This window comes from Solemya velum gill symbiont, assembly GCF_002020255.1.
Classification (GTDB): domain Bacteria; phylum Pseudomonadota; class Gammaproteobacteria; order Chromatiales; family Chromatiaceae.
In genome coordinates, this window is record NZ_MPQG01000006.1 from 44,637 (window position 1) to 68,491 (window position 23,855).

At 51.9% G+C, this 23,855-nt stretch carries 22 protein-coding genes, 1 tRNA gene and 1 riboswitch; of the genes, 10 read left to right on the top strand and 13 right to left on the bottom strand.

What is annotated here, in order from left to right; translation table 11 throughout:
- Nucleotides 1-19: 19 nt before the first annotated feature.
- Genes BOW06_RS06005 through BOW06_RS06015 form a run of 3 tightly spaced genes read left to right on the top strand, consistent with a single transcriptional unit; the run spans nt 20 to nt 7,066 of the window.
- Complete coding sequence (locus tag BOW06_RS06005; RefSeq protein WP_078454512.1) at nt 20-2,062, top strand: methyl-accepting chemotaxis protein; 2,043 nt, start codon at nt 20-22, stop codon at nt 2,060-2,062.
- Between the two features lie 47 nt (nt 2,063-2,109).
- On the top strand, nt 2,110-6,612 hold the full coding sequence (locus tag BOW06_RS06010; RefSeq protein ID WP_179115403.1) for a hybrid sensor histidine kinase/response regulator: 4,503 nt from the start codon (nt 2,110-2,112) through the stop codon (nt 6,610-6,612).
- Nucleotides 6,605-7,066, top strand: coding sequence for a chemotaxis protein CheW (locus BOW06_RS06015; RefSeq protein ID WP_043115216.1), 462 nt, complete (start codon nt 6,605-6,607; stop codon nt 7,064-7,066). Before BOW06_RS06010 ends, BOW06_RS06015 begins: the two co-directional genes overlap by 8 nt.
- Here BOW06_RS06015 and BOW06_RS06020 read toward each other — a convergent pair.
- The 7 genes from BOW06_RS06020 to BOW06_RS13225 form a co-directional block, all read right to left on the bottom strand.
- A complete protein-coding gene (locus tag BOW06_RS06020; protein ID WP_043115217.1) occupies nt 7,063-7,797 on the bottom strand; it encodes a 16S rRNA (uracil(1498)-N(3))-methyltransferase in 735 nt (244 codons plus the stop codon). The two genes, BOW06_RS06015 and BOW06_RS06020, sit on opposite strands and share 4 nt — an antisense overlap.
- A 5-nt stretch (nt 7,798-7,802) precedes the next feature.
- Entirely contained in the window at nt 7,803-8,657 is an 855-nt protein-coding gene (gene metF / locus BOW06_RS06025) for a methylenetetrahydrofolate reductase [NAD(P)H] (protein WP_043115219.1), read from the bottom strand.
- A gap of 14 nt (nt 8,658-8,671) precedes the next feature.
- Nucleotides 8,672-10,084: an adenosylhomocysteinase gene (ahcY, locus tag BOW06_RS06030; protein ID WP_078452862.1), complete on the bottom strand. Its 1,413-nt coding sequence runs from the start codon at nt 10,082-10,084 to the stop codon at nt 8,672-8,674.
- Between the two features lie 24 nt (nt 10,085-10,108).
- Nucleotides 10,109-10,195, bottom strand: a riboswitch (S-adenosyl-L-homocysteine riboswitch).
- Nucleotides 10,196-10,258: 63 nt separating this feature from the next.
- Entirely contained in the window at nt 10,259-11,554 is a 1,296-nt protein-coding gene (locus BOW06_RS06035) for a hypothetical protein (RefSeq protein WP_043115222.1), read from the bottom strand.
- A 105-nt stretch (nt 11,555-11,659) separates the two neighbouring features.
- The gene (locus BOW06_RS06040; protein ID WP_078454514.1) at nt 11,660-12,040 is read right to left on the bottom strand and encodes a response regulator; all 381 of its coding nucleotides are present in this window, start codon (nt 12,038-12,040) and stop codon (nt 11,660-11,662) included.
- A 191-nt stretch (nt 12,041-12,231) separates the two neighbouring features.
- Nucleotides 12,232-12,308: transfer RNA gene (locus tag BOW06_RS06045), tRNA-Arg, on the bottom strand.
- Nucleotides 12,299-12,433 carry a hypothetical protein gene (locus tag BOW06_RS13225; RefSeq protein ID WP_256857559.1) on the bottom strand — a complete coding sequence of 45 codons (135 nt, stop codon included), beginning with the start codon at nt 12,431-12,433 and terminating at the stop codon, nt 12,299-12,301. Before BOW06_RS13225 ends, BOW06_RS06045 begins: the two co-directional genes overlap by 10 nt.
- A 248-nt stretch (nt 12,434-12,681) precedes the next feature.
- Here BOW06_RS13225 and BOW06_RS06050 point away from each other — a divergent pair, with 248 nt between their 5' ends.
- The 7 genes from BOW06_RS06050 (at nt 12,682) to BOW06_RS06075 (ending at nt 19,006) form a co-directional block, all read left to right on the top strand.
- Nucleotides 12,682-15,126: a C25 family cysteine peptidase gene (locus tag BOW06_RS06050; RefSeq protein WP_179115122.1), complete on the top strand. Its 2,445-nt coding sequence runs from the start codon at nt 12,682-12,684 to the stop codon at nt 15,124-15,126.
- Nucleotides 15,127-15,169: 43 nt separating this feature from the next.
- Entirely contained in the window at nt 15,170-15,370 is a 201-nt protein-coding gene (locus BOW06_RS12930) for a hypothetical protein (protein WP_043115227.1), read from the top strand.
- 180 nt (nt 15,371-15,550) lie between these two features.
- A complete protein-coding gene (locus BOW06_RS13060) occupies nt 15,551-16,264 on the top strand; it encodes a hypothetical protein (RefSeq protein ID WP_179115405.1) in 714 nt (237 codons plus the stop codon).
- Complete coding sequence (locus tag BOW06_RS13065) at nt 16,254-16,541, top strand: PqqD family protein (protein WP_043115229.1); 288 nt, start codon at nt 16,254-16,256, stop codon at nt 16,539-16,541. Before BOW06_RS13060 ends, BOW06_RS13065 begins: the two co-directional genes overlap by 11 nt.
- A gap of 5 nt (nt 16,542-16,546) precedes the next feature.
- Nucleotides 16,547-17,572, top strand: coding sequence for a radical SAM/SPASM domain-containing protein (locus tag BOW06_RS06065; protein ID WP_043115231.1), 1,026 nt, complete (start codon nt 16,547-16,549; stop codon nt 17,570-17,572).
- A gap of 5 nt (nt 17,573-17,577) precedes the next feature.
- Nucleotides 17,578-18,018: a S24/S26 family peptidase gene (locus BOW06_RS06070; protein ID WP_143555918.1), complete on the top strand. Its 441-nt coding sequence runs from the start codon at nt 17,578-17,580 to the stop codon at nt 18,016-18,018.
- Between the two features lie 91 nt (nt 18,019-18,109).
- On the top strand, nt 18,110-19,006 hold the full coding sequence (locus BOW06_RS06075; RefSeq protein ID WP_078461368.1) for a c-type cytochrome: 897 nt from the start codon (nt 18,110-18,112) through the stop codon (nt 19,004-19,006).
- Between the two features lie 115 nt (nt 19,007-19,121).
- On the opposite strand, the gene BOW06_RS06080 is transcribed toward BOW06_RS06075, so the two are convergent.
- The 6 genes from BOW06_RS06080 to htpX form a co-directional block, all read right to left on the bottom strand.
- Nucleotides 19,122-19,820 carry an SDR family NAD(P)-dependent oxidoreductase gene (locus tag BOW06_RS06080; protein WP_043115234.1) on the bottom strand — a complete coding sequence of 233 codons (699 nt, stop codon included), beginning with the start codon at nt 19,818-19,820 and terminating at the stop codon, nt 19,122-19,124.
- A gap of 26 nt (nt 19,821-19,846) precedes the next feature.
- On the bottom strand, nt 19,847-20,590 hold the full coding sequence (locus BOW06_RS06085) for a squalene/phytoene synthase family protein (RefSeq protein ID WP_179115120.1): 744 nt from the start codon (nt 20,588-20,590) through the stop codon (nt 19,847-19,849).
- Nucleotides 20,532-21,194, bottom strand: a complete 663-nt coding sequence (locus tag BOW06_RS06090) for an HAD family hydrolase (protein WP_230209596.1) — start codon at nt 21,192-21,194, stop codon at nt 20,532-20,534. Before BOW06_RS06090 ends, BOW06_RS06085 begins: the two co-directional genes overlap by 59 nt.
- A gap of 3 nt (nt 21,195-21,197) precedes the next feature.
- A complete protein-coding gene (ubiG, locus tag BOW06_RS06095; RefSeq protein ID WP_043115237.1) occupies nt 21,198-21,911 on the bottom strand; it encodes a bifunctional 2-polyprenyl-6-hydroxyphenol methylase/3-demethylubiquinol 3-O-methyltransferase UbiG in 714 nt (237 codons plus the stop codon).
- Nucleotides 21,912-21,941: 30 nt separating this feature from the next.
- Nucleotides 21,942-22,742 carry an undecaprenyl-diphosphate phosphatase gene (locus BOW06_RS06100; protein WP_043115238.1) on the bottom strand — a complete coding sequence of 267 codons (801 nt, stop codon included), beginning with the start codon at nt 22,740-22,742 and terminating at the stop codon, nt 21,942-21,944.
- A 140-nt stretch (nt 22,743-22,882) separates the two neighbouring features.
- Entirely contained in the window at nt 22,883-23,758 is an 876-nt protein-coding gene (gene htpX, locus BOW06_RS06105) for a protease HtpX (RefSeq protein ID WP_078452855.1), read from the bottom strand.
- Between the last annotated feature and the right edge of the window lie 97 nt (nt 23,759-23,855).

Here is a 23,855-nt window from a genome sequence, read left to right on the forward strand (position 1 = left end):
TAAACCTAAGAAACAGACTATGAAAAATCAGGAAGAATCACGGGGAATGGTTGTCCCGAACCTGGCAGTACTATTAATCATTGCACTTGCATTGCTGGTAGCAACCCTGGTTCATATTGGCTCGTCAGCATCAGATAACGAGGCTTACCTTTTGAATACGCTCGAGCAACAGCGTGTTGTCGAGGAGTCTTTGCGTCACCTGGATACGGCAGCAAGTGGAGATATGGATGCATTTCCGCTTCTCAGCAGCACTCGCGAAGAGTATGAGCTGCTTCTCGGGGAATTGAAGAACGGAAATTCTGTCACAGGTCTGTCGCCTTCACCTGCAGTGGTGAGAAGCACGTTAAATGAAGTCGAAATAGCATGGCTCGAGATGCGTGGCCAAATCGATGGTTTGCTCAACAGTGAAGAAAAAGTGAGAGAGACATCATCTCTTATCGAAACAACCATGCAGCAGTTCCAGCAGATACAGGAAGGCATCCTGCGTGTTGTCCTCAGACTTGAGAAAATCGCGGCGCCCAAAAACCAGGTCTATCTTGCGATTCACCAGTTGCACGTCACAGAGCGTCTGTTGCGACATCTGGGAGGGCTATTCAATTCAAACGACAGAACGCCAAAGTCGTTCGAAAGTATTGGCCAGGATGCTGCTTCACTCTCCCAGGTGCTCGATGGCATGGTGGAAGGTAATACGGTTCTCGGAATTGACAAGGTCGAGGATGACGAGGCTCGCGCGGAACTGGATAAGCTCGCCGATACCATCAGCCAGGGTCATGACAATAGTGTTGCCCTCATTTCTCAGATGGCACTACTGGGACCTGTTCTTGACTCACTATCGGAAGTTGAACGGGTTTCTGGTCGACTGGATACGGGGCTAAAAGGCCTGATAGACAGTTATAGCCAGGTTCCCGGGCGTATGTCTATATCAGGTATCAGAGTTGGCCCCCGGGTTGCCTGGATTCTTGCTGTCATCAGTGGATTACTGATTATTCTGATCATGGTCAGGCTGGTGACTGATGCAGATTGCAAGGATCCGGAAGGACAGGTCGAATATGAACAATACCGTCAGGAAAACATGGCTCTGCTTGATGAACTGGCTGATCTCACTGACGGTGACCTGACTGTAAGGGCCAGTGAGTCGTCTGAAGTGACGGGAATGCTGGCTACACCCATCAATTACACGATTCAGCAACTCGGTGACCTGGTCTCTGCTATTCAAGGCGCAACAGCTTCAATGCGTGGCAACACGCGTCTGACTCGCCAGGCTGCACTGGTTCTTGAGCAGCATATGAAAAAGCAGGTTGAGATGGGTGCCGATGTAAATGACAGAATAGGAAAACTTGAAGTTGAAATGCAACAGGTGTCATCCGCAGCCAAGGAGTCAGTTACCGTTGCATCCGAGTCAGGCAAGCTTGCGGGTGAGGGAAGTCGTGTTGCCGGCAACACCATCGAATCGATGAACAGGGTGCGTGGGCAGATACAGGATACGGCAAGGCGCATCAAGCGTCTCGGTGAAAGCTCGCAGCAGATTGGCGAGATTACGGAGCTGATCGAGGATATCGCAGAACAGACCAATATCCTGGCAATGAACGCTGCAATGCAGGCCGCAAGTGCAGGAAAGGCGGGGCGTGGTTTTGCTGTTATTGTCGATGAAGTGCAGCGCCTTGCGGAACGCTCAACCGAGGCTACGCATCAGATCGATGCGCTGGTTAGCAGTATTCAGACCGATACGCGTGACGCTGTAGAGTCAATGGAGACGAGTACCGGCGGCATAGTCGAAGGTGCACGACTTGCTGAAGATACCGGAAAAGTGCTCGATCAAATCAACACTGTTTCTGATAAGACTGTTCAGATTACCCAGCAATTGCTGGGTCGCGCAGATGATCGCTCAAAGGCAATTGTTGAGTTAGGCGTGGTAGTCAATTCAATCAGCAAAAGCTCAGAGTCCGCACAAAAAGATACCAGGTTGGCAAAATCAGCCATGCAGGAGTTCGACAGGCTGACAACAGAATTGCAGGAAGCGATCTCCGGTTTTCGACTACCCGATATTGACAAGAACGGTTAATCATAATGCTGCCTGGAACCCCACACAGTGATTCACCGGATAATGTCATGAACTCCTGCAGTAAGCCGCAGGTGGTATGGGTTATCGAGGGGCTCCATCAGCTACTGACAGCAGCCACGAGGGCGTTTTCAAACTTTTCTGAAAGTGGTGAGCCTGCTGAGTTGAACGATGCGTCAATGGCGGTTCGACAACTACGTAATGTCGTAAAGTTCAGCCGTCTGCATGGTGCAGAGATGTTGCTTGATGAGTTGGACAAGGTCGTTCAACGCTTGCAGGATAAAAAGATTCTTGATCAGCGTGGCACGCTGATCGTGTTGACATCCGGGCTCAAGGCCTTGGAGAAGCACCTTGACATGCTCGTCAGTGGTGGCCTGGATATCCCTCTCCACCTGATGCCCCAGATAAATGAATTACGTGCTGCACGTGATGCCTCGCTGCCCTCGGAGACAGTGATTTTTATTCCCCGGCTGGATGAGATCCTGCTGCTTGATCTGTGCGAACCGGTACCCGGTGACGACTCCCTGATCGATTATCTCAATCAGCAGCGAGGAGAGTTCCATCGCTGCCTGCTCGAATGCTACCGAGGGGAAGCAGCACACGGCTTTGCTGAACTGGCAGAATTCTTCCTGCAGGCTGCTGACAAGGCTTCCGCTCCCGTACAACGTCTCTTCCTTCCAGCAAGCGTGCTTGCTAATCATCTCTCCGGTCAGCCGTCCGGAACGGCACTTGCCAGCCGCCTTGTTGTTGCAAAAATTGATGGCCTGATTCGCACTATTCTGCGCCACGGAGAGGATGAGGTTCGTGCCAACTACCCGATTGGGCTGTTGAGGAACCTGCTCTACTATGTTGCGCAGATCGATGACGAATCACTGATGCATCTTGGCAGTCTCAAGCAAGAGTATGGACTGGACGAGGGGCTTGTCGCCCTGCACCAGGATAAGTCCGACAATGCCCAGGCAATTTCAGCGGAACTTGATGCGATTAGTGATGCAATGTCGAGAGAGATTGCATCGACCATGAAGCGGCTCAGTTATTACCGGCGTGCAGTCAACCGGGACAAGGAGAGCCTGCATGCCATACGTCATCGCATTGATGCGGTTGCGGATGTTACGGGATTACTCGGTTTTGGCGAATTACAGGAGAGTATGGTCGCTGTACAACAACCGCTTGATGATTCCGTTACCCGCAGAATTGCTGATGCTCCCCTGCAGGCATGTGAGCAGCTTTTACTGCAAACAGGTGATGACCTGCTTCAGCTGTCACAAGAGAGTGAGAATTCTGGTCTGTTTGCGACTCTTCTGGGCAAGGACTTACATGGCGATGAGCTGATGCAGCGCAGGCAAGCTGCAGAGGAAGCGGGTGAGCTTGTAGAGCAGATTGAACGCAGTCTCAAGGCGTATCATCCGGGTTCAGATGCATCAGATTTTCTCAACGCGGTTATCGGTAGACTTCGCCGAACAGCTGGCCTGGTTTCAAGTGTCAATGATGAGTGGCTATCAACTCGTTTAGAACGTTTTGCCGATAGACTCGATGCGGGATTCAGTCGCTTGCCCGAAAGTGTTTTGACACCATTTGCCGAGGTGCTTGGCGGGATAGCAAGTTACATCGAGCTGCTCCCTTATGCATGTGATACTTCTGTGAAAGTGAGTGCCTTCATTGATGAGACGATGTATCGCCTGGAGCCGGAGCTTGAAGTTCTGTCTCTACGTGTGAGTTCGCAATTGCCTGAAGAGTCTGTTGCATCGGATGCATCAGTGGATGCACTGCTGGAAGAGGCGCTGGAAGAATCCGAGATATCACAGGAAGAGTCAAAAGAGTCAGTAGCTATCATCGTGGAAGAGCTGCCTGTTGTAGAGGAGCAGGGGAGTGAGGCGGCCTGGGATCAGAAAGGAGATCCTGATCCGGAACTGCTGGAGACTTTTCGTGCTGAAGCAAGCGAGTTGCTCGAACAGATTGAGACACTCTTCGCGAATTTACCTGAAGAGAGACTGAATGCTGAAATGGTTCAGCAGTTCAGACGCTATCTGCATACTATGAAAGGCTCTTCACGCCTGGTCGAACAGGAGCAGATTGGCCATCTTAGCCATGCAGTTGAAAGCATGCTGATCAATGCAGAATCTCAATCAGCACTTGGCCAGGAGCAGGTTTACAAACTTGCCCGGGAAGCTGTTGATCTACTCACGACACAAGTTGAATCGTTAACGAGTGAAGCTGTTCCCTCTGCCGCTGAATTCAGCACATCACTTCAGGAACTCGATATCACCGATCTTTCATCCTCGCCGGATGAGGGTGAAGCTGACAAACAAGTTGTACAGGAAACTTCGATACAGGAAGAGGCTGCAGACGATCAAGAGAGTATCGAAGAGACGGTTGAGTCTGAAGCGCCTGAAGAAGAGATTGAGGCAGAGGTCGCGAAAGAAGGTGAAGCCGAGGAAGAGATTGAGGAAGATGTCACGGAAGAAGATGAAGCAGAGGAAGATGCCTGGGAAGAGATCCCGGAAGAAGACGAAGTAGAGGAAGAAGTCGGGGAAGAGATCACGGAAGAAGACGAAGTAGATGAAGTGACCGGGGAAGAGATCCCGGAAGAAGATGAAGTAGATGAAGAAGTCGAGGGAATAGCAATAGAGGAGGGTTTCGATGATGAATTTATCGGAATCCCGGCTGCAGTCACCTCTTACCCGCCTGCAGTCTCACATACCTCGCGAGCAGTCGACGAGAGTGCAGAAAGAAGCATCAGGGTTCCACTCAAGCTGCTGGATGATATGTCGAGTGGATTTGCCGAACTCATGGCTTTTGGCTCCCGTCTGCAAGAGCAGAAAAATCGAGTCTCGTCTGACTTGACTGAACTCGGACGGACTGTCATGCGCCTGGGTGAACAGTTACGTCGCATGGAGAATGAAACCGAATCACACATTCTCAACCAGAATGAACCGGTTCCCTCGACAACAGATGAAAATTTCGACCCGCTTGAACTGGACAGATTTACATCGATCCACGAGGTGTCGCGCGCTCTTGCTGAAACCAGGCATGATCTCTCGTCGATCAAAAAGAGTATCGATATTGTTCAGCAGGAGTCGGGGCACTTGTTGTCAAGGCATACGGATCTCTCGACAAATCTCTATCACCAGTTGATCGATAGTCGCACACTGGCATTTGAAACCCAGGTGCCGCGCCTGCAGCGCCTTGTCAGGCAGGTCTCTTCAGATCTCGACAAAAAAGCACGCCTGACGGTATCGGGCCAGCAGCTGCAGATTGACAGAAATATGCTTGAACGCATTATGCCGTTGCTGGAGCACCTGGTGCGCAATGCGCTTTTCCATGGTATTGAAATGCCACGGCAGCGTGAAGAGGCAGGCAAGCGCAAGAACGGCAAGCTGACGCTGGACATCCACCGCCATGGCATGGAAGTCATACTTGGCTTTAGCGATGACGGGCGTGGTTTTGACCGTGAAAAGATTGCCGTCCATGGACATGAGCTCGGTTTGGTCGAATCGAAAAGCAGCCTCTCTGATGAGGAGATGACACGCATCATCACCACTCCGGGTTTCTCCACCAGCGAGGAGGTAGACCAGGTTTCAGGACGTGGTGTGGGGCTTGATGTGGTAGCGAGTGGTATCGATGCACTGGGTGGCCGCCTGCGTATTGCTGAATCAGTAGATGGTGGCGCACGTTTTGTTATCCATTTACCGTGCAATCGCGCAATCATGGATGCCTTGATTCTCAAGCTGGATAATGCCTGCTATGCCATTCCTGATTCGATGATAGAAGCCGTTGTGCGTGTTGACAGTAGCGAGGTTGAGGCATGCATGAAAGGCCGTATGCCTGGTATCGACTACAATGGGCAGACTTATCCTTTAAGGCGCTTTGATCATCTTCTGGCTTCTGAAACTTCCTATGTCATCGACGAAAAGAGAAAATGGCTGCCACTGGTACTGTTGCGTGGCGAATCGCCTGTAGCTCTGTTTGCGGGTGATCTTTACGGTAACCGCCAGATTGTCATCAGGAGTGTCGGAGTACAGCTGGAGTCCGTTCCCTGGATAAACGGTGGAACAGTTCTCGCCAGTGCCGAGGTGGCACTGATTGTCGATCCTGGTGTATTGCTTGATGCCTTTGACCCTGACGCCATCGTTCCACCTGATGCGATTGTTTCTGAAAGTGAGAGGGGCAGGGGAGTGATCCTCGCGGTAGACGATTCGGTTACCATGCGCAAATTTGTCACTTCCATGCTTGAGCGCAAGGAGTATCAGGTCATCACGGCGAACGACGGTCTCGATGCGCTGACAAAGTTGAAACGGACTCGTCCTGACCTGGTGTTGGTGGACATCGAAATGCCACGCATGGACGGATTTGAATTTACCCGTCATTTGCGTGCTTCGCCTGAAACAGAAGAGCTGCCGGTGATCATGATTACATCCCGTTCTGGTGGCAAGCATCGGCAGCAGGCAAATGAACTTGGCGTCGATGCTTTTCTTGTCAAACCATACAAGGAGAAGGAGTTGATGGAAAAACTCGATGAATTGCTGCACAGCGAGGAGCAGGAGAATGAGTAGCAAGGATCCTGTACGAACTCTCGTGTTACCACTACAGGGGGCCACGGCAGTCCTGCCGCAGGCAGGGATAGCCGAAATCGTATCTTTCAGTGAGACCGAGGCGATTGAAAGACCACAGGGTGAAATCGAAATTCTCGGCCTGATTGACTGGCATCAGTTCAGTGTGCCGGTTATCGCACTCGAATCAGTTGTCGGCAGACCATTCGGAGAGCCCGGAGCAAAGGCGAAAGTTGCTATTTGTAACGCACTTGATAACAGTCAACAGCACCCGGCGATCGGCATTGTGCTCGAGAGTGTTCCTCGTGTACTTGTTGTCGAAGATGGCAGGCGGCTTCCTGCAGCCCAGGAAAAGAGTGAGTTCGCCCTGTCGTCACGCCACCAGGGAGACCTGGTTTGGATTCCGGATATGGAAAAGATTGGCCACTCGGTCAATCAGCAGCTGGCGCTCGACTAACAAAAATCCCCGTGCAGCGTCTGCAAGACAGAAACTGCTGCAAGCGGTGCTGTTTCAGCACGCAGTATCCGGTTTCCCAGGCGTACAGACTGCACACCCTGGCCAACAAGACTCATCACCTCATCGTTGCTGAAGCCTCCTTCGGGGCCTACTGCAAGGGCAACGGAGTGAAAATCTGTCAGCTCCCTCATGCTGACTGACGCCCTCGGATCAAGTATCAGGCGCATATCCTCCATGCACAGACCGGGCCACTCGTCGATACTGCAGACATCGCTAATTTCCGGAATGATGCAGCGACCAGATTGTTCGCATGCAGAAATGATCACGCCGTGCCAGTGTGCCAGGCGGCTTGCTTCACGCTTTTGATCAAGTTTAACGACAGAGCGTGAGCCTACCAGTGGTGTGATGCGGTTAACGCCCAGTTCAACCAGTTTCTGGATGGCAAGGTCCATTTTCTGACCTTTTGTCAGGGCAAGTCCGACATGAATATGCAGAGGTGATTCACGATGATGGCAGCTGTTCGCCCGCCCATCGAGGCGCACATTGACATGGCGCTTTTCAAGTGACTCTATGCTTGCGTTGTACTCGTATCCATTGCCGTTGAATAGAGTCAGTCTGTCCCCGGGCTTGCGCCTGAGGACAGTAGACAGGTGGTGAGCAGCTTCCCGTGGAAGTTCCAGCAGACCGGCATCCTGTAGTTCGCAATCGATGAAGATGCGCGGAACCGTCATCGCAATCAGCCTGTGATGCCGAGCCTGTCGCAGAGTATTTGTGTCGCCCCTGCCTGGTTCATGGTGTAGAAATGCAATCCGGGTGCACCGTTGGCAATAAGGCGTTCACACATATCCGAAACCACATCTGCACCAAAAGAGCGGATGCTGTTGGTATCATCACCAAAAGCTTCAAGACGACGCCTGATCCAGCGCGGGATCTCGGCACCACATGAATCCGAGAAACGGGCTAGCGAGCTGTAGTTGGTAATGGGCATGATACCGGGCACGATGGGAACCGTGACATTCAGCGCCTCGCAGGCATCGACAAAACGGAAATAGGCATCCGCATTGTAGAAATACTGCGTTATCGCCGCGTTTGCACCGGCGCTGACTTTGTTTGCAAAATACTCGATATCCTTGAATGGATCGGTCGCCTGCGGATGAAATTCCGGATAGGCGGCTACCTCGATATGGAAATGATCGCCCGTGGTTTCACGAATGTAGGCAACCAGTTCATCTGCATGGCTGAAATCATGTATCTCACCAAGACCTGCACCGGACGGCAGGTCACCACGCAGCGCGACCAGGCGAGTAATACCCTGGCCGATATAGCGTTGCAGCAGCGAATCAATTTCATCTTTTGAAGCGCCGATACAGGAGATGTGCGGTGCCGTCTCAATCTCTTCACTGCGAAGCCAGTCAACCGCGGCAAAGGTGGTTGACTGGGTCGAGCCACCCGCACCGTAGGTGACGGAGAAGTAAGCTGGTTTGAGAAGATTCAGCTGCGTGACTGTCTGCCGCATTTTCTCGATGCCTTTTTCCGTCTTCGGCGGAAAGAGTTCGAAACTGAACTGTTTTGTATTATCTTGTGCTGTCATTTTTCGGTCCGTGATCAGTAACGGTAGTGATCCGGCTTGTAGGGGCCATCGACAGCCACGCCGATATAGTCGGCCTGGAAATCTGTCAGTGTCGTCATGTCGGCGCCGATCTTCTCAAGGTGAAGACGTGCAACTTCTTCATCAAGGTGTTTCGGCAGCGTATAGACGGCGGTTGGGTATTCGTCAGCTTTTGTCCACAGCTCGATCTGTGCCAATACCTGGTTGGTGAAGGAGTTGGACATGACGAAACTCGGGTGGCCTGTTGCGCAACCGAGATTCACAAGGCGACCTTGTGCAAGCAAGATGATGCGCTTGCCATCCGGGAAGATGATGTGATCGACCTGTGGCTTGATCTCTTCCCACTCATACTTTTCAAGACTTGCGACATCGATTTCGTTATCGAAGTGACCGATGTTGCAGACGATGGCCTGGTCCTTCATCTTCGCCATGTGGTCGTGGGTGATGACATGGTAGTTACCGGTTGCGGTAACGAAAATATCAACCTTGTCACATGCCTCATCCATGGTGACGACGCGATAGCCTTCCATTGCCGCCTGCAGGGCACAGATGGGATCAATCTCGGTAATCAATACAGTCGCGCCAAGACCGCGCAGCGACTGTGCCGAACCCTTGCCGACATCGCCATAACCACATACGAGGGCAACCTTGCCGGCAACCATGACATCGGTTGCGCGCTTGATGCCGTCGACGAGTGACTCACGGCAGCCATAGAGGTTGTCGAATTTCGACTTGGTGACCGAGTCGTTGACGTTGATGGCAGGGCAGTAGAGTTCACCGCTTTTCTGCATCTGGTAGAGACGATGTACGCCGGTGGTTGTCTCTTCAGTAACGCCCTGGATATTCTCCATGATGCGACTGTACCAACCCGGTGATGTTTTCAGCTTCTCCTTGATGGCATTGTAGAGAGATACCTCTTCCTCGCTGCCGGGGTTGTCGAGAATTGAAATATCCTTTTCTGCCTTGGCGCCGAGGGCGACCAGCAGGGTGGCATCACCACCATCATCGAGAATCATGTTCGGTGTGCCGCCGTCATGCCATTCCATGATGCGGTGAGCATAGTCCCAATATTCATCGAGGTTTTCGCCCTTGAAGGCAAATACAGGAATGCCGTCTTCTGCGATGGCCGCAGCAGCATGATCCTGGGTTGAAAAAATGTTACATGATGCCCAGCGCACCTCGGCACCCAGTGCAACCAGTGTCTCGATAAGCACGGCGGTCTGGATTGTCATATGCAGGCTGCCTGCAATGCGAGCGCCTTTCAGGGGTTGTTCATCACCGAATTTTTCACGCAGTGCCATGAGACCGGGCATCTCGGTTTCGGCAATAGCAATCTCCTTGCGGCCCCAGGCGGCAAGTGACATGTCGGCAACAATGTAGTTCTGATCTGATTCCGCAACAGCGTTCATCTCTAGAGTCTCCTCAATTAGAATTCACACTGAGCGCCGTTGCTATTTGTGCCGTCAACCTGAGCCTGGCAGATGCACCGTTGGTGATCTGTCGCAACGCTCCTCAGGTTGCGGTGTCCGTCTGGACAATTTGAGCCGGCTATTTTAGCCTTGTCGCGCCGGCAACGCAAAACATCATGCCGTGAACCATTCGAAAATGAAGAGGGCTGCAATTTCAATCAGCAACATCGGTAGAAGAAAGCCGATATTAGCCTGGGCGATTTTGTGTGCGACTACCCCGTATCTTCCCTGCATTGCCAAGTGTATGCCAGACAGGGGCGAGACCATGACACCGGTTGACCAGCACATTAGGTAGAGCATACCTAGCAGGTTCGGGTCATCGACAATCGGTAACAGCAAAGGACTTGAGGTGGCTATGCCGATAATGGGATGCACGCCAATAGCGGCAAGGATGGTTATGGCAACCAGGAACAAGCTGGCTTGCGCTGCTCCGAAACTATCCAGGCCGGGTTCCAGTTGGTAGGCGAACACAACCGAGGTGACTCCCGTGGCCAACACGCCTGCGGCAAGGAACAGGATCAGTTCTCCCGACATGCGGTGTAGGCCATTGAGAACGAAGCTGGCGCTTTTGTGCATTACATGATGCGGTTCGCGTAGTGAGAGAACCATGAGTGTGAGCGTGACAGAAAGCAGCGCAATCAGCGTGATAATCGGTATGTCAGGCAGGTAGTTGTGCAGGACAAGAACGGCGACAGCGAGTATGGCAGGTGTCAGTAGTGCCTCGAAATGCATCGGGTAGCCGCGGAATTCTTCAGATAGTGACGATTGATTCAACTGCCAGGCTGCAATACCGAGCATGAGTGTCGCTATTGGAATGCCTGCCAGGGTCATGGTTAACAGTTGTGAACCATCGGCATTGGTCAGGGCGACTCCCATTGCAGCAAAGAAAGGAGACCAGAGTGCTGCCAGTGCAAAACCGCGTGACAGTACGGTTGCTTGCAGCAGTGACAGGGGGCGTTTCATTGATTGGCGGTCTGCAATGATCATGATGGTCGACAGGTTGATGACTGCACCAAACAGGTGTGTACCGAGCAGGGTGCGCCAGATCGCTTTTTTTCCAGTCGGTGTGCTTTGTTCTGTCTTATCACTGTCGGGCAGGGCGATGAGGCGCAGAAAGCCGACAGCTGCAAGCATTGCCAAAAGAGCCTGGTTACTGGCGATTGCCTGGCTTAAATCAAATTGCCCGGACTTGAGCCAGCCCCACAGCATGCCGATTGCGCCGATAGAGACCATTGCCAGGGATTGCCAGCGCTGCAGAAGTGAAACATTTCTGAATAGAAGAAGTCCGGCAAGCCAGCCAGTTGTACCGGCAAGCAGGTAACCATTGCCTGTAAATCCGTTGGTCACGGACAGGATGATCATTAACAGCAGCAGGATGCCGCCAAGGCGTTGGTGGAGGTTTTCTTGCATGGAGTGGCTGGTTATTTCCGTATGCTGCTGTCCATGAACCAGGGGTTCGGGGAAAAGTAAGTATAGTTTACTGCGTCACTTTCCCTGCTGATTATTTGCTCTTTGTTATTTCATCCACTGTGTCAGAATGTCTTCAAGGGTATCCAGTTTTGATGGCTTGGCCAGGTGACCGTCCATACCGCTGTCACGATAGAGTTGAATGTCATCGGGCATTGCATAATCTGTAACACCGATAATCGGAATATGACCGCCTTCTATCTCTTCCGCTTTACGAATCTTCCTTGCCAGTTCACAACCGTCCATCAGCGGCATGTTGATGTCTGTCAGAATAATGGAGTATGAATGCATCTTCCAGAGTTCCAGTGCCTCGATGCCGTCTTTTGCGCAATCGCCAGCTAATCCGAGTAATTCCACCTGCTGCAGCAGAACATCCTGGCTGGTGGGATTGTCTTCTACGATCAGTACTCTTGCGTTCTTTGCGGTCATGCCTAGATAACACCTGGATTATTATTAATGTACAAAGATAATCATACTGGAATGCTTTTGATAATCCTACAGCAGTGAATGGTGCGCCTGACAAGGTGAGGTGAACCCTTGGTCCGGTAGATCAAGGAAGTGACCGAACGCCCCGAAGGGGCTGGTACTCCTGGTGCTTTTGCGTCATGAACGGAAGTGAATGGCGCGCCTGACAGGAGTCGAACCTGTGACCTTCGCCTTCGGAGGGCGACACTCTATCCAGCTGAGCTACAGGCGCTTAAGGGTTGTAATGATAACTGTCTGTTCTGTCACACGTCCATGTGGATTGGCTCCGCCCCGGCCATCCCTGGCCGGTCGTTCGCGCCACTGCGTCATGCCACCGGCATGACGGTTGTCGCTCACCCAGCTGAGCTACAGGTGCATCGTGATGAATTGTAACTGATTTTTTTACACCATTGTGATATTTCCAATAGGGAACAATTATGTGTATTATCAAACAATAACGTTTGAAAGTTCTAGTTAAGAGACACAAATATGATTTGTAAAAGGGAACGGCAGAGGCTAATATTGGCCCACACAGGGACTTGTACCTACACGAGGTATTCAGGATGAGACGGATTTCAACTATTGCATCCCCAATTACATTGATCATGTTGCTTCAGCTTACGGGCTGCGGCGATAGTATTCAGAGTTCAACCGCTCAGCAGTCCAGTCAGGCAGTGATTTCTACCACGAATGAACAGTCTGGACAGCAAACTTCTGTAGAAGAAATTCCATCCGTTGATGAAAAACCGGTTATCTCTCCTTCGACTCCTGTTCAGATCAGTCTGCCCGGATGGTCTCGTGAGTCTGATAACAAGAAAGCCCGACCGAAAGAAAACAGGGACGAATGGTCCGAGTGGCGTTCTATGGCCGCCGGTTTTGTCGCACGCAAGCGCAAGATGCCTGAGACAGATACCCAACAGGTACTCAAGCGTTATGCCTCGCGTGATGAACTCAAGAAGAACCTCAAAAAAGGCCGGTCTGGGAAACAGGCACACCTGGTTAAAACCAGTGAAGCTGGACTTTACAAGCTCACGGTTCCGATGCTGGCTGACCTCATGGGCAAGCGAGAGTCCAAGGTGCGGAAGCTGTTGTCAAAGGGTAAGTATGTCAAGCTGGGATACCAGGGTGATAAAGCCCAATGGCATTACGATGCCGCTTCCGATGCACTCTATTTTGTAGCTCAGCCGTACAAATCACTTTTTACCACTGATAATGCATTTCAGTTGTCCCAGCAAGGCAACGGCAAGTTCGCCATGCCGCAGAGTGGACGTAAAGCAGGCAAACCGTCACTAGCGGTGGCGCCTGGAACTTTCACCCACACCGAGCTCATCGAACAGGACAACTTCAGTTATCCGCACCTGTTCAAAACAGCGGATGCAAACTACTGGGTGTGGAAGCTGGTTCGTGACATTGCTCCTTTCGAGGAGTCCATTCAAGTCACATCGCCAGCTGAGTCAGGTGTTGCCAGGATGCGCATCTATCTCTCAGGTGCATCAGATATTCAGGGGGGCGATGATCACAGGGTGACAGCCACTTTCGTTTCTGATGGCATTGAAGTGGAAAAATTCGTCACTTGGGACGGGTTTGAAAAGAAAATCATCGAGCTGGAAATTGACCAGGCAGCATTGGCATCCGGTAATGGCAAGTTACGCCTCACCACTGAGCTTAGTGGTTCATGGGAGCTTCTGGACAGAATCGAGATCGATTATCAGCGAGAAATGCATGCTGACTCCAACCAGTTATGGATGAAAGGACTTGAAGCGGGTACGCATACTGTTCGGGGGCTGAGCTCAGCGAACGTATATCTTGTCGAATCACCTACAGATCAACCTGTATGGCGAAGCGATCTGCTGGTGACGCCTGAAGGTGACGGCAACTACTCAGCCACTTTCAAGCTAACAGCTACTTCAGACGTACTTGTATCAGCGGATACTGCTATCAACGAACCCCTGGTTACTGCTGATGTTCCATCAAATCTGAAGAGCCGCAACAAGCGTGCTAATTACCTGATCATTGCGCCTCGTGGACTGACAGATACCGCCAACACACTGAAAGCGTATCGCCAAGGGACGCACGGAAAAGTGAAAATTGTCTGGCTGCAGGATATCTATGACGAGTTCTCATTCGGACGTGCCGATCCGCAGGCAATCAGAGACTTTCTCAAGTACACCAAAGAACGCTGGAGAAAAGCGCCAGAGTTCGTTGCGCTGATCGGTCGTGGTACTGCTGACCATACAAACATCCAGGGCAAGCTCGACAGTTGGGTGCCTCTGCAGATGGCCGTTACACCCTGGGGATTGGCTTCTTCAGATGCGAGCTATTTTGATGTCGATGCAGATGGCGTCAATGATTTTTCTGCCGGTCGCATATCTGTCGTGACTGATGAAGAGGGTGTTGCTTACGTCAACAAGGTGAAGAACTACGAATCTCTCGCGTTCGATGGGAATTGGATGCGCCGTGTTGTCCTGGCTGCCGATGATCCTGACAGTGCCGGTGACTTTCATGCTGATGTTGCGACTGCAGCTGCCCATGTCAGTCAGCTGGGTTATGACAGTGAGGCCTATTATTATCCAACGAATGATATCGGGGCGGCCCTGAGAGACTCCACAACCTGGGAAAGCAGTGTGGTCGGCTACATGGGGCACGGTCTGACTGGCAGGCTGGACAAATTCCTGAAGAAAGAGGATGTAGCATCATTTGACAACAGCAAGGGGCAGGCACTCTTCCTGCCGTTGACCTGTAGTGCTGGCAACAGCAACTACCCTGGCTACAAGTCACTCAGTGAAACGCTGGTATTTCCTGACCAGGCTGAACTTGATGCAAGCGGACGTTTCCTCAAGGGAGCGATCGCCTCGGTTGCACCAACCGGAAAATCACTGAATGCTGATGCCGGTGTACTGGCAACCGCATTTTACAATGCTGCACTTGCCGAGCACCGTTCTCTGGGTGATGCGGTGACCGTGATGCAGTCTCAGTCGGTTGGGCAGGTCAATGACTTCATGCTCAACATCTACTGGCTGCTTGGTGATCCTGCACTGGTGCTGAATTAATCGGTTTCCAACCGTATCAACGGGAAACTTAGAGATTGCATATATGACAAATGATGAGAATAAAGCGAGTAACCAGGAAGGAACTGGCAAACCCGCATGGGAGGCACCTGTCGTTATTAGTGTCGAGGTGATGGAGGTGATGGCATCTTCATGTGCATACGGTTCTGATCCCGAGTGTTCTTCACCACCTGCTACCTTGGGTAAAAACCAGGGTACCTGTACCTGCACAACTTACGGAAGCTGATTGTTCGAAATGATAGGGATTGGGCCGCTAGATCACCAGATTATTGGAGTAGACCAATCCATAAAGAGCCATATAAATTAGTCATATCAAGGGTTTATAGATAATATACCACCTTATTTATATGATAAATCACTGGTCATTTGTGAAGTCCGTAACTCGAAATGTCTTGATCTACCGAAGATGCGGCAATTGGCTAGCGGCGGATGGTGCTTTTGGAATCCTCTTGGCAAGATAGAAACAATCGATGCTCTCGATTTCATAGTTGCTCTCTTTCCCGATAGACGTCACAACAGGCTCTACATTCAGGCAACTGAACTTCTCCTTAACCGAATCGTTATCGAAAACTATCTGCGTATTGCAACTGCTCATCTCCTGTTGAAGCAGGGTGGCTGCCTGCTGCACAGCGGTGGATTTATTCATGATGGGCTCGCGTGGTTGTTCGTGGGTATTTCTGGCGCAGGTAAGACGACGTTGACAAAAATAGCTCACGAGGGCGGGGCAACAATTCTCAGTGATGATATCAACGTCCTGTTTCGTGATACGGAAGGTCAATTTCTTGCGACTCCAGTGCCTTTTGCCGGTGAGTTCGGACGACAGCACAACATGAAACGCGATGCCAGTGGAGGTATTCCTGTCGGAGGTGTTTACCGAATTGAGAAGTCTGACAGGCTCAGTATCAAACCACTAGCAACTGTTTCACAGCATGTCACCCTGCTGTCAAATATGCCTTTCGTCAATAATATCCCTGAATTTACAGACGATGTTGACACTGTCGTCAGCGCCCTGGCCGACAGGCATCCCCTGCAAACATTGCAATTCAGTAAAGAGATGCAGTTTGATGAACTCGCCGATGGACTGGAAAAATCAAGAATGGAGCAACAGCATGCAGCATGAAACATTAAACATCAGCAGCCGGGCACGATTTCGCTCAGTCGGGTCGGAAGGTGTAGTGGTACAAGTGGAGCGCGGCGAGGTGATGGTTGTCAATGGAGTTGGCCTGCGTGTGCTTGAACTCGTCAAGGAGAGTGGTTCACGTAGTGCGATTATTCAGCAACTCTCTCGTGAATATGCAACAGGCAGTGCCAACGTGGCACAGCAGGTTGATGATTATATTGAGGAACTCTACGCATGGGGTGTTCTCGAACAGCCTGAAACAGGTTCCGGGGAGTAGTCAACATGTACAAGTCGGTGGTCGCCAATATTCGTACCAACAGGCTGTTGCACGAAGTGATGCTCGAATTGACATTCGACTGCAATCTTGATTGTTTTTACTGCTACAACGACAAGAATGCCAATGGCAAACCACTGTCGCTCGATCAGTACCAAGTGCTTTTCGATGATCTCGAGAGGATGCAGGTGCTCGGTATCTCCCTGACTGGTGGAGAGCCGATGGCGCACCCGCATTTTTTTGAAATCGGCAAGATGGCTCGGGAGCGTGGATTCGTGGTACGCATCAAGTCGAATGGGCATGCCTTGCGGGCAAAGGCTGTCGACCGGATCAAGCAGGAGATGGATCCGCTGAACATCGAAATGAGTCTGCATGGAGCGACGCCAGAAACTCACGACAGGCAAACCAGGGTCAAGGGAAGTTTTGAACGACTCATCTCCAATATCCGATATATGAAGTCAATTGGGTTGCGTACCAGCCTGATTACCACACCCACTGCCTGGAACTGGCACGAATTCGAACAGATGATAGATCTTGCCGAGGAACTTGGTGTGCGTCTCTCCATGCAGGGTCCGGTGGCGCCGCGTGACAATGGTGACAATGAACCATTGGAAATTCAGCCAACCGATGAGCAATGGGAAGCGGTCAATGCCATTGCACGCAGACGGCAACTTGGCAGTCGCAATCAACGCGAAACACTCAAAGCACCTAGTGCACAGACAGCACTGAACTACAGTGCCAACAAGGTGCCCAAGAATTGTGGCTCCGGCCTGGATTCCATTGTTATCGATCCATTCGGTGAAGTGTTAACTTGCCTGCACCTGCGTTGGTCAGGTGGCAACCTGCATGTTCAGGATATCGATACCATCTGGAATCATTCACCGGTTTTTGGAAACGCTTCAGATATGACTGAACGTGCATTTGCCCAATTTGGCGATCAACAGCCATCACTGTTTGGTGCTCAAACCTTCTGTCCCGCAGTACAGATCAACAGCGGTTGCGGTGGCTGTGGCGGAAAATGCGGGGGAGGTTAATTTCGGTGAACCGGTTTCAGCAGCAAGTTGTTATTGATCTTCTTGCCAGTTCGCAAGGGGACGAGGGGTTCACTCTCTCTGTGAGTGGCAGTTGCATGGAGCCAATCATCAGGGATGGAGACCAGTTGGAAGTAGTCCGCTGCCCCCGTTACTATCCGGGTGACTTGCTGGTGATTGCCAATGCCGAAGGGAAGCTTGTTTCCCACAGGTTTCTCGGCTGGATTCCAGGGGTAAACGGCGCGCGCGTAATGACCAGGGCTGACAACCGGCACAAAATAGATCCATTAACAGACGCGCACAGAGTGCTCGGCAGGGTAGTGAGTGTGGCTGGTTTCGATTTATCCATTCCGTTAAGCCACAGGCTTTTCTCTATGCTTCGCTATGGCTTCTATTCTGTGCAGCTACCTGCTAGAAAACTACTGTCGTTCACCTCTTTGCAGGGATAATCATCCCGCGGCTACAAAAAATAGCTGAAAATCGCTATAATCCCGCGAGCATTAATTTTTCATAACATACTAATTCAGAGAGGTGCACAGGGTGTCTTCACAAATTGATGATAAAGGCTTCATACGCAAAGTTGCGTTTCTGGCGATTATCTCCGCCTTTACTGTCTCTATTACTGGCTGTAGCAGTGATGAAGCAGAAGATAACGAGATGGCAAGAAAAGCGATTGAAGAGCGCCTTGCGCCGATCGCCACAGTAGCAGTTGCCGGTAAGAGTGCCGACGATGCAAGCGCAGCTCCGGCTGCAGCCAAGTCCGGTGCTGACATTGTTGCTTCAGCCTGTGCCGCATGTCACACAACCGGCGTTGCCAATGCACCAAAAATTGGTGATAACGCTGCATGGCAGCCCCGTTTTGATACAGGTATGGATGCCCTGATGAACTCTGCACTGAACGGAAAAGGTGCAGCCATGCCTGCTCGCGGTGGTAACCCGGCTCTGACTGACGATGAGATCAAGGCAGCTGTTGTACATATGTTGACGGAATCAGGTATCGATGCTGATGCTCCTGCAGCCCCTGCAGCCCCTGCAGCCCCTGCAGCAGCACCAGAAGTGCCCGCAGAACCGGCAATGCCTGCTGCACCAGCTATGCCCGCAGCCGCACCAGCAATGCCTGCACCAGCCGCACCGGCAATGCCTGCACCAGCACCAGAAGCTTCGGCTACAGCAGGTCCGGATCTGGCAAAGGGTGAAGCAGTCTATAAAAGCAGCTGTTTGGCCTGTCATGGCATGGGTATTGCCGGAGCCCCCAAGCTGGGTGATGCGAATGCCTGGTCTGCACGCATTCCACAGGGTCTCGACGTTCTCACACAGCACGCCATTACCGGTTTTGCCGGTTCAACCGGTTTCATGCCGGCGAAAGGCGGAAATACTTCAATTCCTGATGCCGATATTGCAGCAGCTGTCGCCTACATGGTGAGCCAGTCACAGTAAGCTGAATTAGCGATTGGAATAAAAAGCCCCGTCAACTGACGGGGCTTTTTTGTTGCCTGTAGTGCGGGGTGTTTTGCAGCGACGCAGTGAAGAGCAGAGTTTTATTGTGCGACTTCTACGCCGACAGCTGTTTGCCGTGGGCCTCACGCTGCCCCATTATCTCCCTGATCTTTCCGGCCACATCATCCGGGCTATGGAGAGCGTCAGTCTCTTCAGCAGGAAATGCCTGCCGACGGATGCCGGTGGCAACAATGCCCGGGTCATAGCTGTTGACCCTGATGGAGCTGTTCTCGAGCTCATATGCGAGAATCGACATCAGTGCCTTGCTTCCTGCTTTCGAGACGCCATAGGCACCCTGGTAGGCTTTCGCCTCGCTGCCCAAACCATCGGCACAGAAAAGGATCGATGCAGCTTGTGACTTTCTCAGCAATGGTAAAAGTGCCCGGGTCAACAGAAAGGGGGCATTGAGATTGGTCTGCATCACCTTGAACCAGTTCTCGATATCATAATCATCTACACGGCTCATCACGCCGAGCATTGCGGCGCAGTGCAGCAGTCCATCTAATTGTTCGAAATTATCTGCTACTGTGTTGGCCAGCTGTTCATAATCATCACCCGTCGCACCGTTTAAATCCATCGGGTAGATGGCGGCTTCCGGAAAACCGGCTGCCTCGATCTCGTCGTAGAGTGATTCAAGACCTGCGACATCCTTATCGAGAAGGATAACTGTTACACCTGACTCGGCCAGGGCCTTGCTGGCAGCTCTGCCTATGTCATTGGCAGCACCGGTAACCAGTATTGTTGAGTTGGACATGCGTCGTTTTCCTGTCAAATATTTTGCTATTGTCTCATTGCATGACGTTTGCGCCAAACATGCCAGAGGATTTCAATTGGTGTCAGTTCCAGGGGGGCATTCTCTTTGCTTCCTTGTCCACGCCTGATTTTTTCTGCAAGTCTGTCAGCAACGACCGCCTGTGCGGTGACAGGCCCCGGTGGTAATTCACATTTGGGTAATTCTATCTCCTCAAGGGGGGCGGGATTAGCAACGGGTTCTTTTGCAAGCTGCCGTACAAGGTAATCGAAGCTGCCGACTTGTGCCGCAGTTTCAAGCGCTGCTGGTTCTTCAGTATAGGGCAGGGTGAGCAACTGGCTGAAGCTGCCACCGATTAACCTTGCCTCGTTGACCGAAAACCGGTTTTCCTGAACAAGCGTGGCAATACCATTGAGCATATCGAGAAGATGCTCTTGCCGATTGATCTTTTGTTGTTGCATCGCCTCTACCAGTGGATGTCTGCTGGTGTCGAAGTTGTCTGTGATTTCTGTGAGCCACCAGGCGAGTTTTGCGCTTGCAACAGCCCTCTCTTCAATTTCTGTCAGGCGTTGCAGTTCCCGGTACCAGGCAAACAGCAATGCCTGTCTCTGTTGCAGTTGTTGCGGCGAAAAGCGAACAATATAGTAGGCTGTAGAGCCTGCCGGAGTTGTGCTGTTGGGAAATCCGTATTCCTCTGCTGCCTGCTCGTGCATATCAGTCGGGCTGCAGCAGTAGAGAGAGTTGCTCAGGCGTCTCAAGGGTGATATCGGCATTCCACTCGTCGGGCTGATCTTCATCCTGAATATAGCCCCACAAGGCGACAGCTGATTGCATGCCTGCATCATTTCCTGCCCTGATGTCCCGTTCCGCGTCACCAACATAGAGACATTGTGGCGGCGGCACCCTGATCAATTCGCTTGCGTGCAGCAGGGGCATCGGGTGAGGTTTGTTCTTTTCGCATGTATCGCCGCTGACAATGCAACTGCTGCGTTCACTCAGGCCCATGGCATCCATCAATGGGTCAGTCAGCCATGCCGGTTTGTTGGTGACGATCCCCCATGGCATATGTTGCCGCTCGAGAAGATTCATTACCTCGTCCATGCCGTCAAACAGGCGCGTGTGACGGGCGATGTTCTCTTCGTATACTGATAACAGGTGGGCCTTGCGAGATTCGAAACCTTCATCTTTCGGCTCGAGTCCGAAGCCGAGCCTGATCAGTGCAACCCCGCCGTGGGAGACCACGGGCCGGATCTTTTTATATTCTAGTAGCGGACGATCGAATGCTTCCAGCGTACGATTCAGCGCATAGGCGAGATCAGGTGCAGTGTCGGCAAAGGTGCCATCCAGGTCAAACAGGACAGCTTTAATCATTTCCATAGATTAAGGCTTGACCGCAGTCATCAGGTAATTGACATCAAAGTCGCATGGATTGAGCTTGTAGGTACGGGCCAGAGGGTTGTAGGTCATGCCGGTCAGGTCAGTGACGCCAAGGCCAGCAAGTCTGCAGCACTCTTCGAGTTCCGACGGGCGCATGAATTTGCGGTATTCATGTGTGCCTTTCGGCAGCATGTTGAGAATGTATTCTGCGCCGACAACGGCCATCAGCCAGGCCTTGGGATTACGGTTAATTGTCGACAGGAAGAGTGTGCCACCAGGCTTTAACAGCTTTGCACAACTGGCTACGACAGAGGAGGGATCAGGTACGTGTTCGAGCATTTCCATGCAAGTGACGACATCAAAAGTAGCGGGCCTCTCGTCTGCGAATTTTTCAACCATGACCTGTTGATAATCAACTTCGAGGCCTGACTCAAGCAGATGCAGACGGGCGACCTCCAGAGGTGCCTTGCCGGCATCTATACCTGTGACATGTGCGCCTCGTGCAGCCATGGATTCAGACAGGATGCCGCCTCCGCAGCCGACATCGAGAACCTGTTTGCCTGCCAGAGGGGCCGCAGAGTCAATATAATCGAGGCGTAGCGGATTAATATCGTGCAGCGGTTTGAATTCGCTTTGCGGATCCCACCAGCGTGACGCCAGCTCTTCGAATTTCTTGACCTCGGCTTGATCGACATTGTCAGCGGTAGTTGTACTCATGAGTCTCTCCCTGATTGGCTCAGGCTTCTATTATAGAAAAAGTATCAGCAGAATTGCGCCGAGAATGACACGATAGATGACATACGGCAGCATGCCTGTTTTGTCGAGCAGTTTGAGGAACCAGTGGATTGCGAGCCAGGCGAACAGGAAAGAGAGCACGGCTCCGATCAGCATGTCGCCCCAGTTGACTGCATCATCTCCGGAAATCAGCTTGTAGCTCACCAACACACCGGAAAGCAGAATTGTCGGAATCGCGAGAAAAAAGGAGAAGCGCGAAGCTTCCCGAGGCTTGTAGCCAAGCAGCAGGCCAGCGGTAATAGTGATACCAGAGCGTGAGGTTCCCGGTATAATTGCAAAAGCCTGCAGCAGGCCGATGAGCAATGCATCCGTCACCTTCATGCTGTCGAGAGTGCGCTTCTTCTCACCACGCCAGTCGCTGTACCAGAGCAGCAGGCCGAAAAGAATACTGGCCAGTCCGATAACAACAGGACTACGCAGGTCATCCATGGCAAACCCGACAGTCACCGCACCGATAATAACAATCGGCAGGGTCGCTATGATGATGTGTTTGCCGAGGTGGCTGTGGCTTGTCTCTGGCCCACGCAGCAGGTAATGCCGGGTCGTATCGATGGTGAGTGCCAGTACATCCTTGCGGAAATAGAGAATAACGGCGAGAAGTGAACCGACGTGGATGGCGACGTCAAATGAGAGTCCCTGGTCAGCCATACCATCGATATAAGGCGCAAGTGCCAGGTGCGCGGAACTCGAAATCGGAAGAAATTCAGTGATGCCCTGTACGAAGGCGAGAAACAGTATGTGTAGGAAATCCACTGAGCGGGCTATATGGCGAAAGAATGGCCATATGATACGGAATTAAGCCGCTTATTGCACCAGTAGATGATCCACGATGAAGAGAGCCCCGTATCCCGGGCAGTTGGCGACCGTTGCGGAATGCGGGGGGCACAAGCCCTTTATTGCGTGGAATTTTCCAGCGCGATGATGCGTTCATCCAGCGGCGGGTGGCTGCTGAAAAGGCTTTTAACCTTGCCACTGATGCCGAATGCCGCCATCTCGTCCGGCAGGGGCTCCGGATCATGCGCTGTCTGCAGGCGCCTGAGAGCAGCAATCATCTTGTGTCTGCCTGCCAGGGCGGCGCCTCCTGCATCGGCGCGAAACTCGCGGCGGCGTGAGAACCACATGACGATCATCGAGGCGAGCAGCGAGAAAATGATCTGCGCAACAATTGACCCAATGTAATAGCCGGGACCGTATCCACGTTCTGTTTTGAAAACAACCCGGTCAACCAGGTGTCCGACAACGCGTGAGAAGAAGATGACGAAGCTGTTTACTATTCCCTGTATCAGGGTCAGTGTCACCATGTCACCATTCGCCACGTGAGTGACTTCATGGGCAAGTACGGCTTCAACCTCGTCGCGGTTCATGTTCTCCAGCAGACCGGTACTGACGGCAACCAGTGAATTATTGCGGTTGGCTCCGGTTGCAAAGGCATTCGGTGCGGGTGAGTTGAAGATACCAACTTCAGGCATGCCGATACCTGCCTGCTGAGCCTGGCGGGTGACTGTATCGACGAGCCACTGTTCGGCCTGGCCGCTTGGCGTCTCGATGATCTGAACACCCATGCTGCGCTTTGCCAACCACTTGGACATAAACAGGGAGAAGAAGGAACCACCGAAACCGATCACCACAGAAAGCACCAGCAGTGCCTGCAGGTTCATATCAACGCCGTTCTCCTGCAGTATGCCCTCGATGCCGAGCAGCTGGAAAATAATACCAACAAGCAGTAAGACGGCGAAGTTGGTCGCCAGGAAGAGAAAAATGCGTTGCATCTGTTACTCCGAAATAGGGGAGCCCCGTCCCGGGGCTCTGAAAAATCGTCAATATGGTCTGTTTATATGGGCTTTGGGCGTCAATTTCAAGTAGGGG

What these genes read in the sequence shown, in the direction of transcription:
- BOW06_RS06005 (WP_078454512.1), top strand. Translation starts at nt 20, where the DNA reads ATGAAAAATCAGGAAGAATCACGGGGAATGGTTGTCCCGAACCTGGCA.
- BOW06_RS06010 (WP_179115403.1), top strand. Translation starts at nt 2,110, where the DNA reads ATGAACTCCTGCAGTAAGCCGCAGGTGGTATGGGTTATCGAGGGGCTC.
- BOW06_RS06015 (WP_043115216.1), top strand. Translation starts at nt 6,605, where the DNA reads ATGAGTAGCAAGGATCCTGTACGAACTCTCGTGTTACCACTACAGGGG.
- BOW06_RS06020 (WP_043115217.1), bottom strand. Translation starts at nt 7,797, where the DNA reads ATGACGGTTCCGCGCATCTTCATCGATTGCGAACTACAGGATGCCGGT.
- metF (WP_043115219.1), bottom strand. Translation starts at nt 8,657, where the DNA reads ATGACAGCACAAGATAATACAAAACAGTTCAGTTTCGAACTCTTTCCG.
- ahcY (WP_078452862.1), bottom strand. Translation starts at nt 10,084, where the DNA reads ATGAACGCTGTTGCGGAATCAGATCAGAACTACATTGTTGCCGACATG.
- BOW06_RS06035 (WP_043115222.1), bottom strand. Translation starts at nt 11,554, where the DNA reads ATGCAAGAAAACCTCCACCAACGCCTTGGCGGCATCCTGCTGCTGTTA.
- BOW06_RS06040 (WP_078454514.1), bottom strand. Translation starts at nt 12,040, where the DNA reads ATGACCGCAAAGAACGCAAGAGTACTGATCGTAGAAGACAATCCCACC.
- BOW06_RS06050 (WP_179115122.1), top strand. Translation starts at nt 12,682, where the DNA reads ATGTTGCTTCAGCTTACGGGCTGCGGCGATAGTATTCAGAGTTCAACC.
- BOW06_RS12930 (WP_043115227.1), top strand. Translation starts at nt 15,170, where the DNA reads ATGACAAATGATGAGAATAAAGCGAGTAACCAGGAAGGAACTGGCAAA.
- BOW06_RS13060 (WP_179115405.1), top strand. Translation starts at nt 15,551, where the DNA reads ATGCGGCAATTGGCTAGCGGCGGATGGTGCTTTTGGAATCCTCTTGGC.
- BOW06_RS13065 (WP_043115229.1), top strand. Translation starts at nt 16,254, where the DNA reads ATGCAGCATGAAACATTAAACATCAGCAGCCGGGCACGATTTCGCTCA.
- BOW06_RS06065 (WP_043115231.1), top strand. Translation starts at nt 16,547, where the DNA reads ATGTACAAGTCGGTGGTCGCCAATATTCGTACCAACAGGCTGTTGCAC.
- BOW06_RS06080 (WP_043115234.1), bottom strand. Translation starts at nt 19,820, where the DNA reads ATGTCCAACTCAACAATACTGGTTACCGGTGCTGCCAATGACATAGGC.
- BOW06_RS06085 (WP_179115120.1), bottom strand. Translation starts at nt 20,590, where the DNA reads ATGCCGATATCACCCTTGAGACGCCTGAGCAACTCTCTCTACTGCTGC.
- BOW06_RS06090 (WP_230209596.1), bottom strand. Translation starts at nt 21,194, where the DNA reads ATGGAAATGATTAAAGCTGTCCTGTTTGACCTGGATGGCACCTTTGCC.
- ubiG (WP_043115237.1), bottom strand. Translation starts at nt 21,911, where the DNA reads ATGAGTACAACTACCGCTGACAATGTCGATCAAGCCGAGGTCAAGAAA.
- htpX (WP_078452855.1), bottom strand. Translation starts at nt 23,758, where the DNA reads ATGCAACGCATTTTTCTCTTCCTGGCGACCAACTTCGCCGTCTTACTG.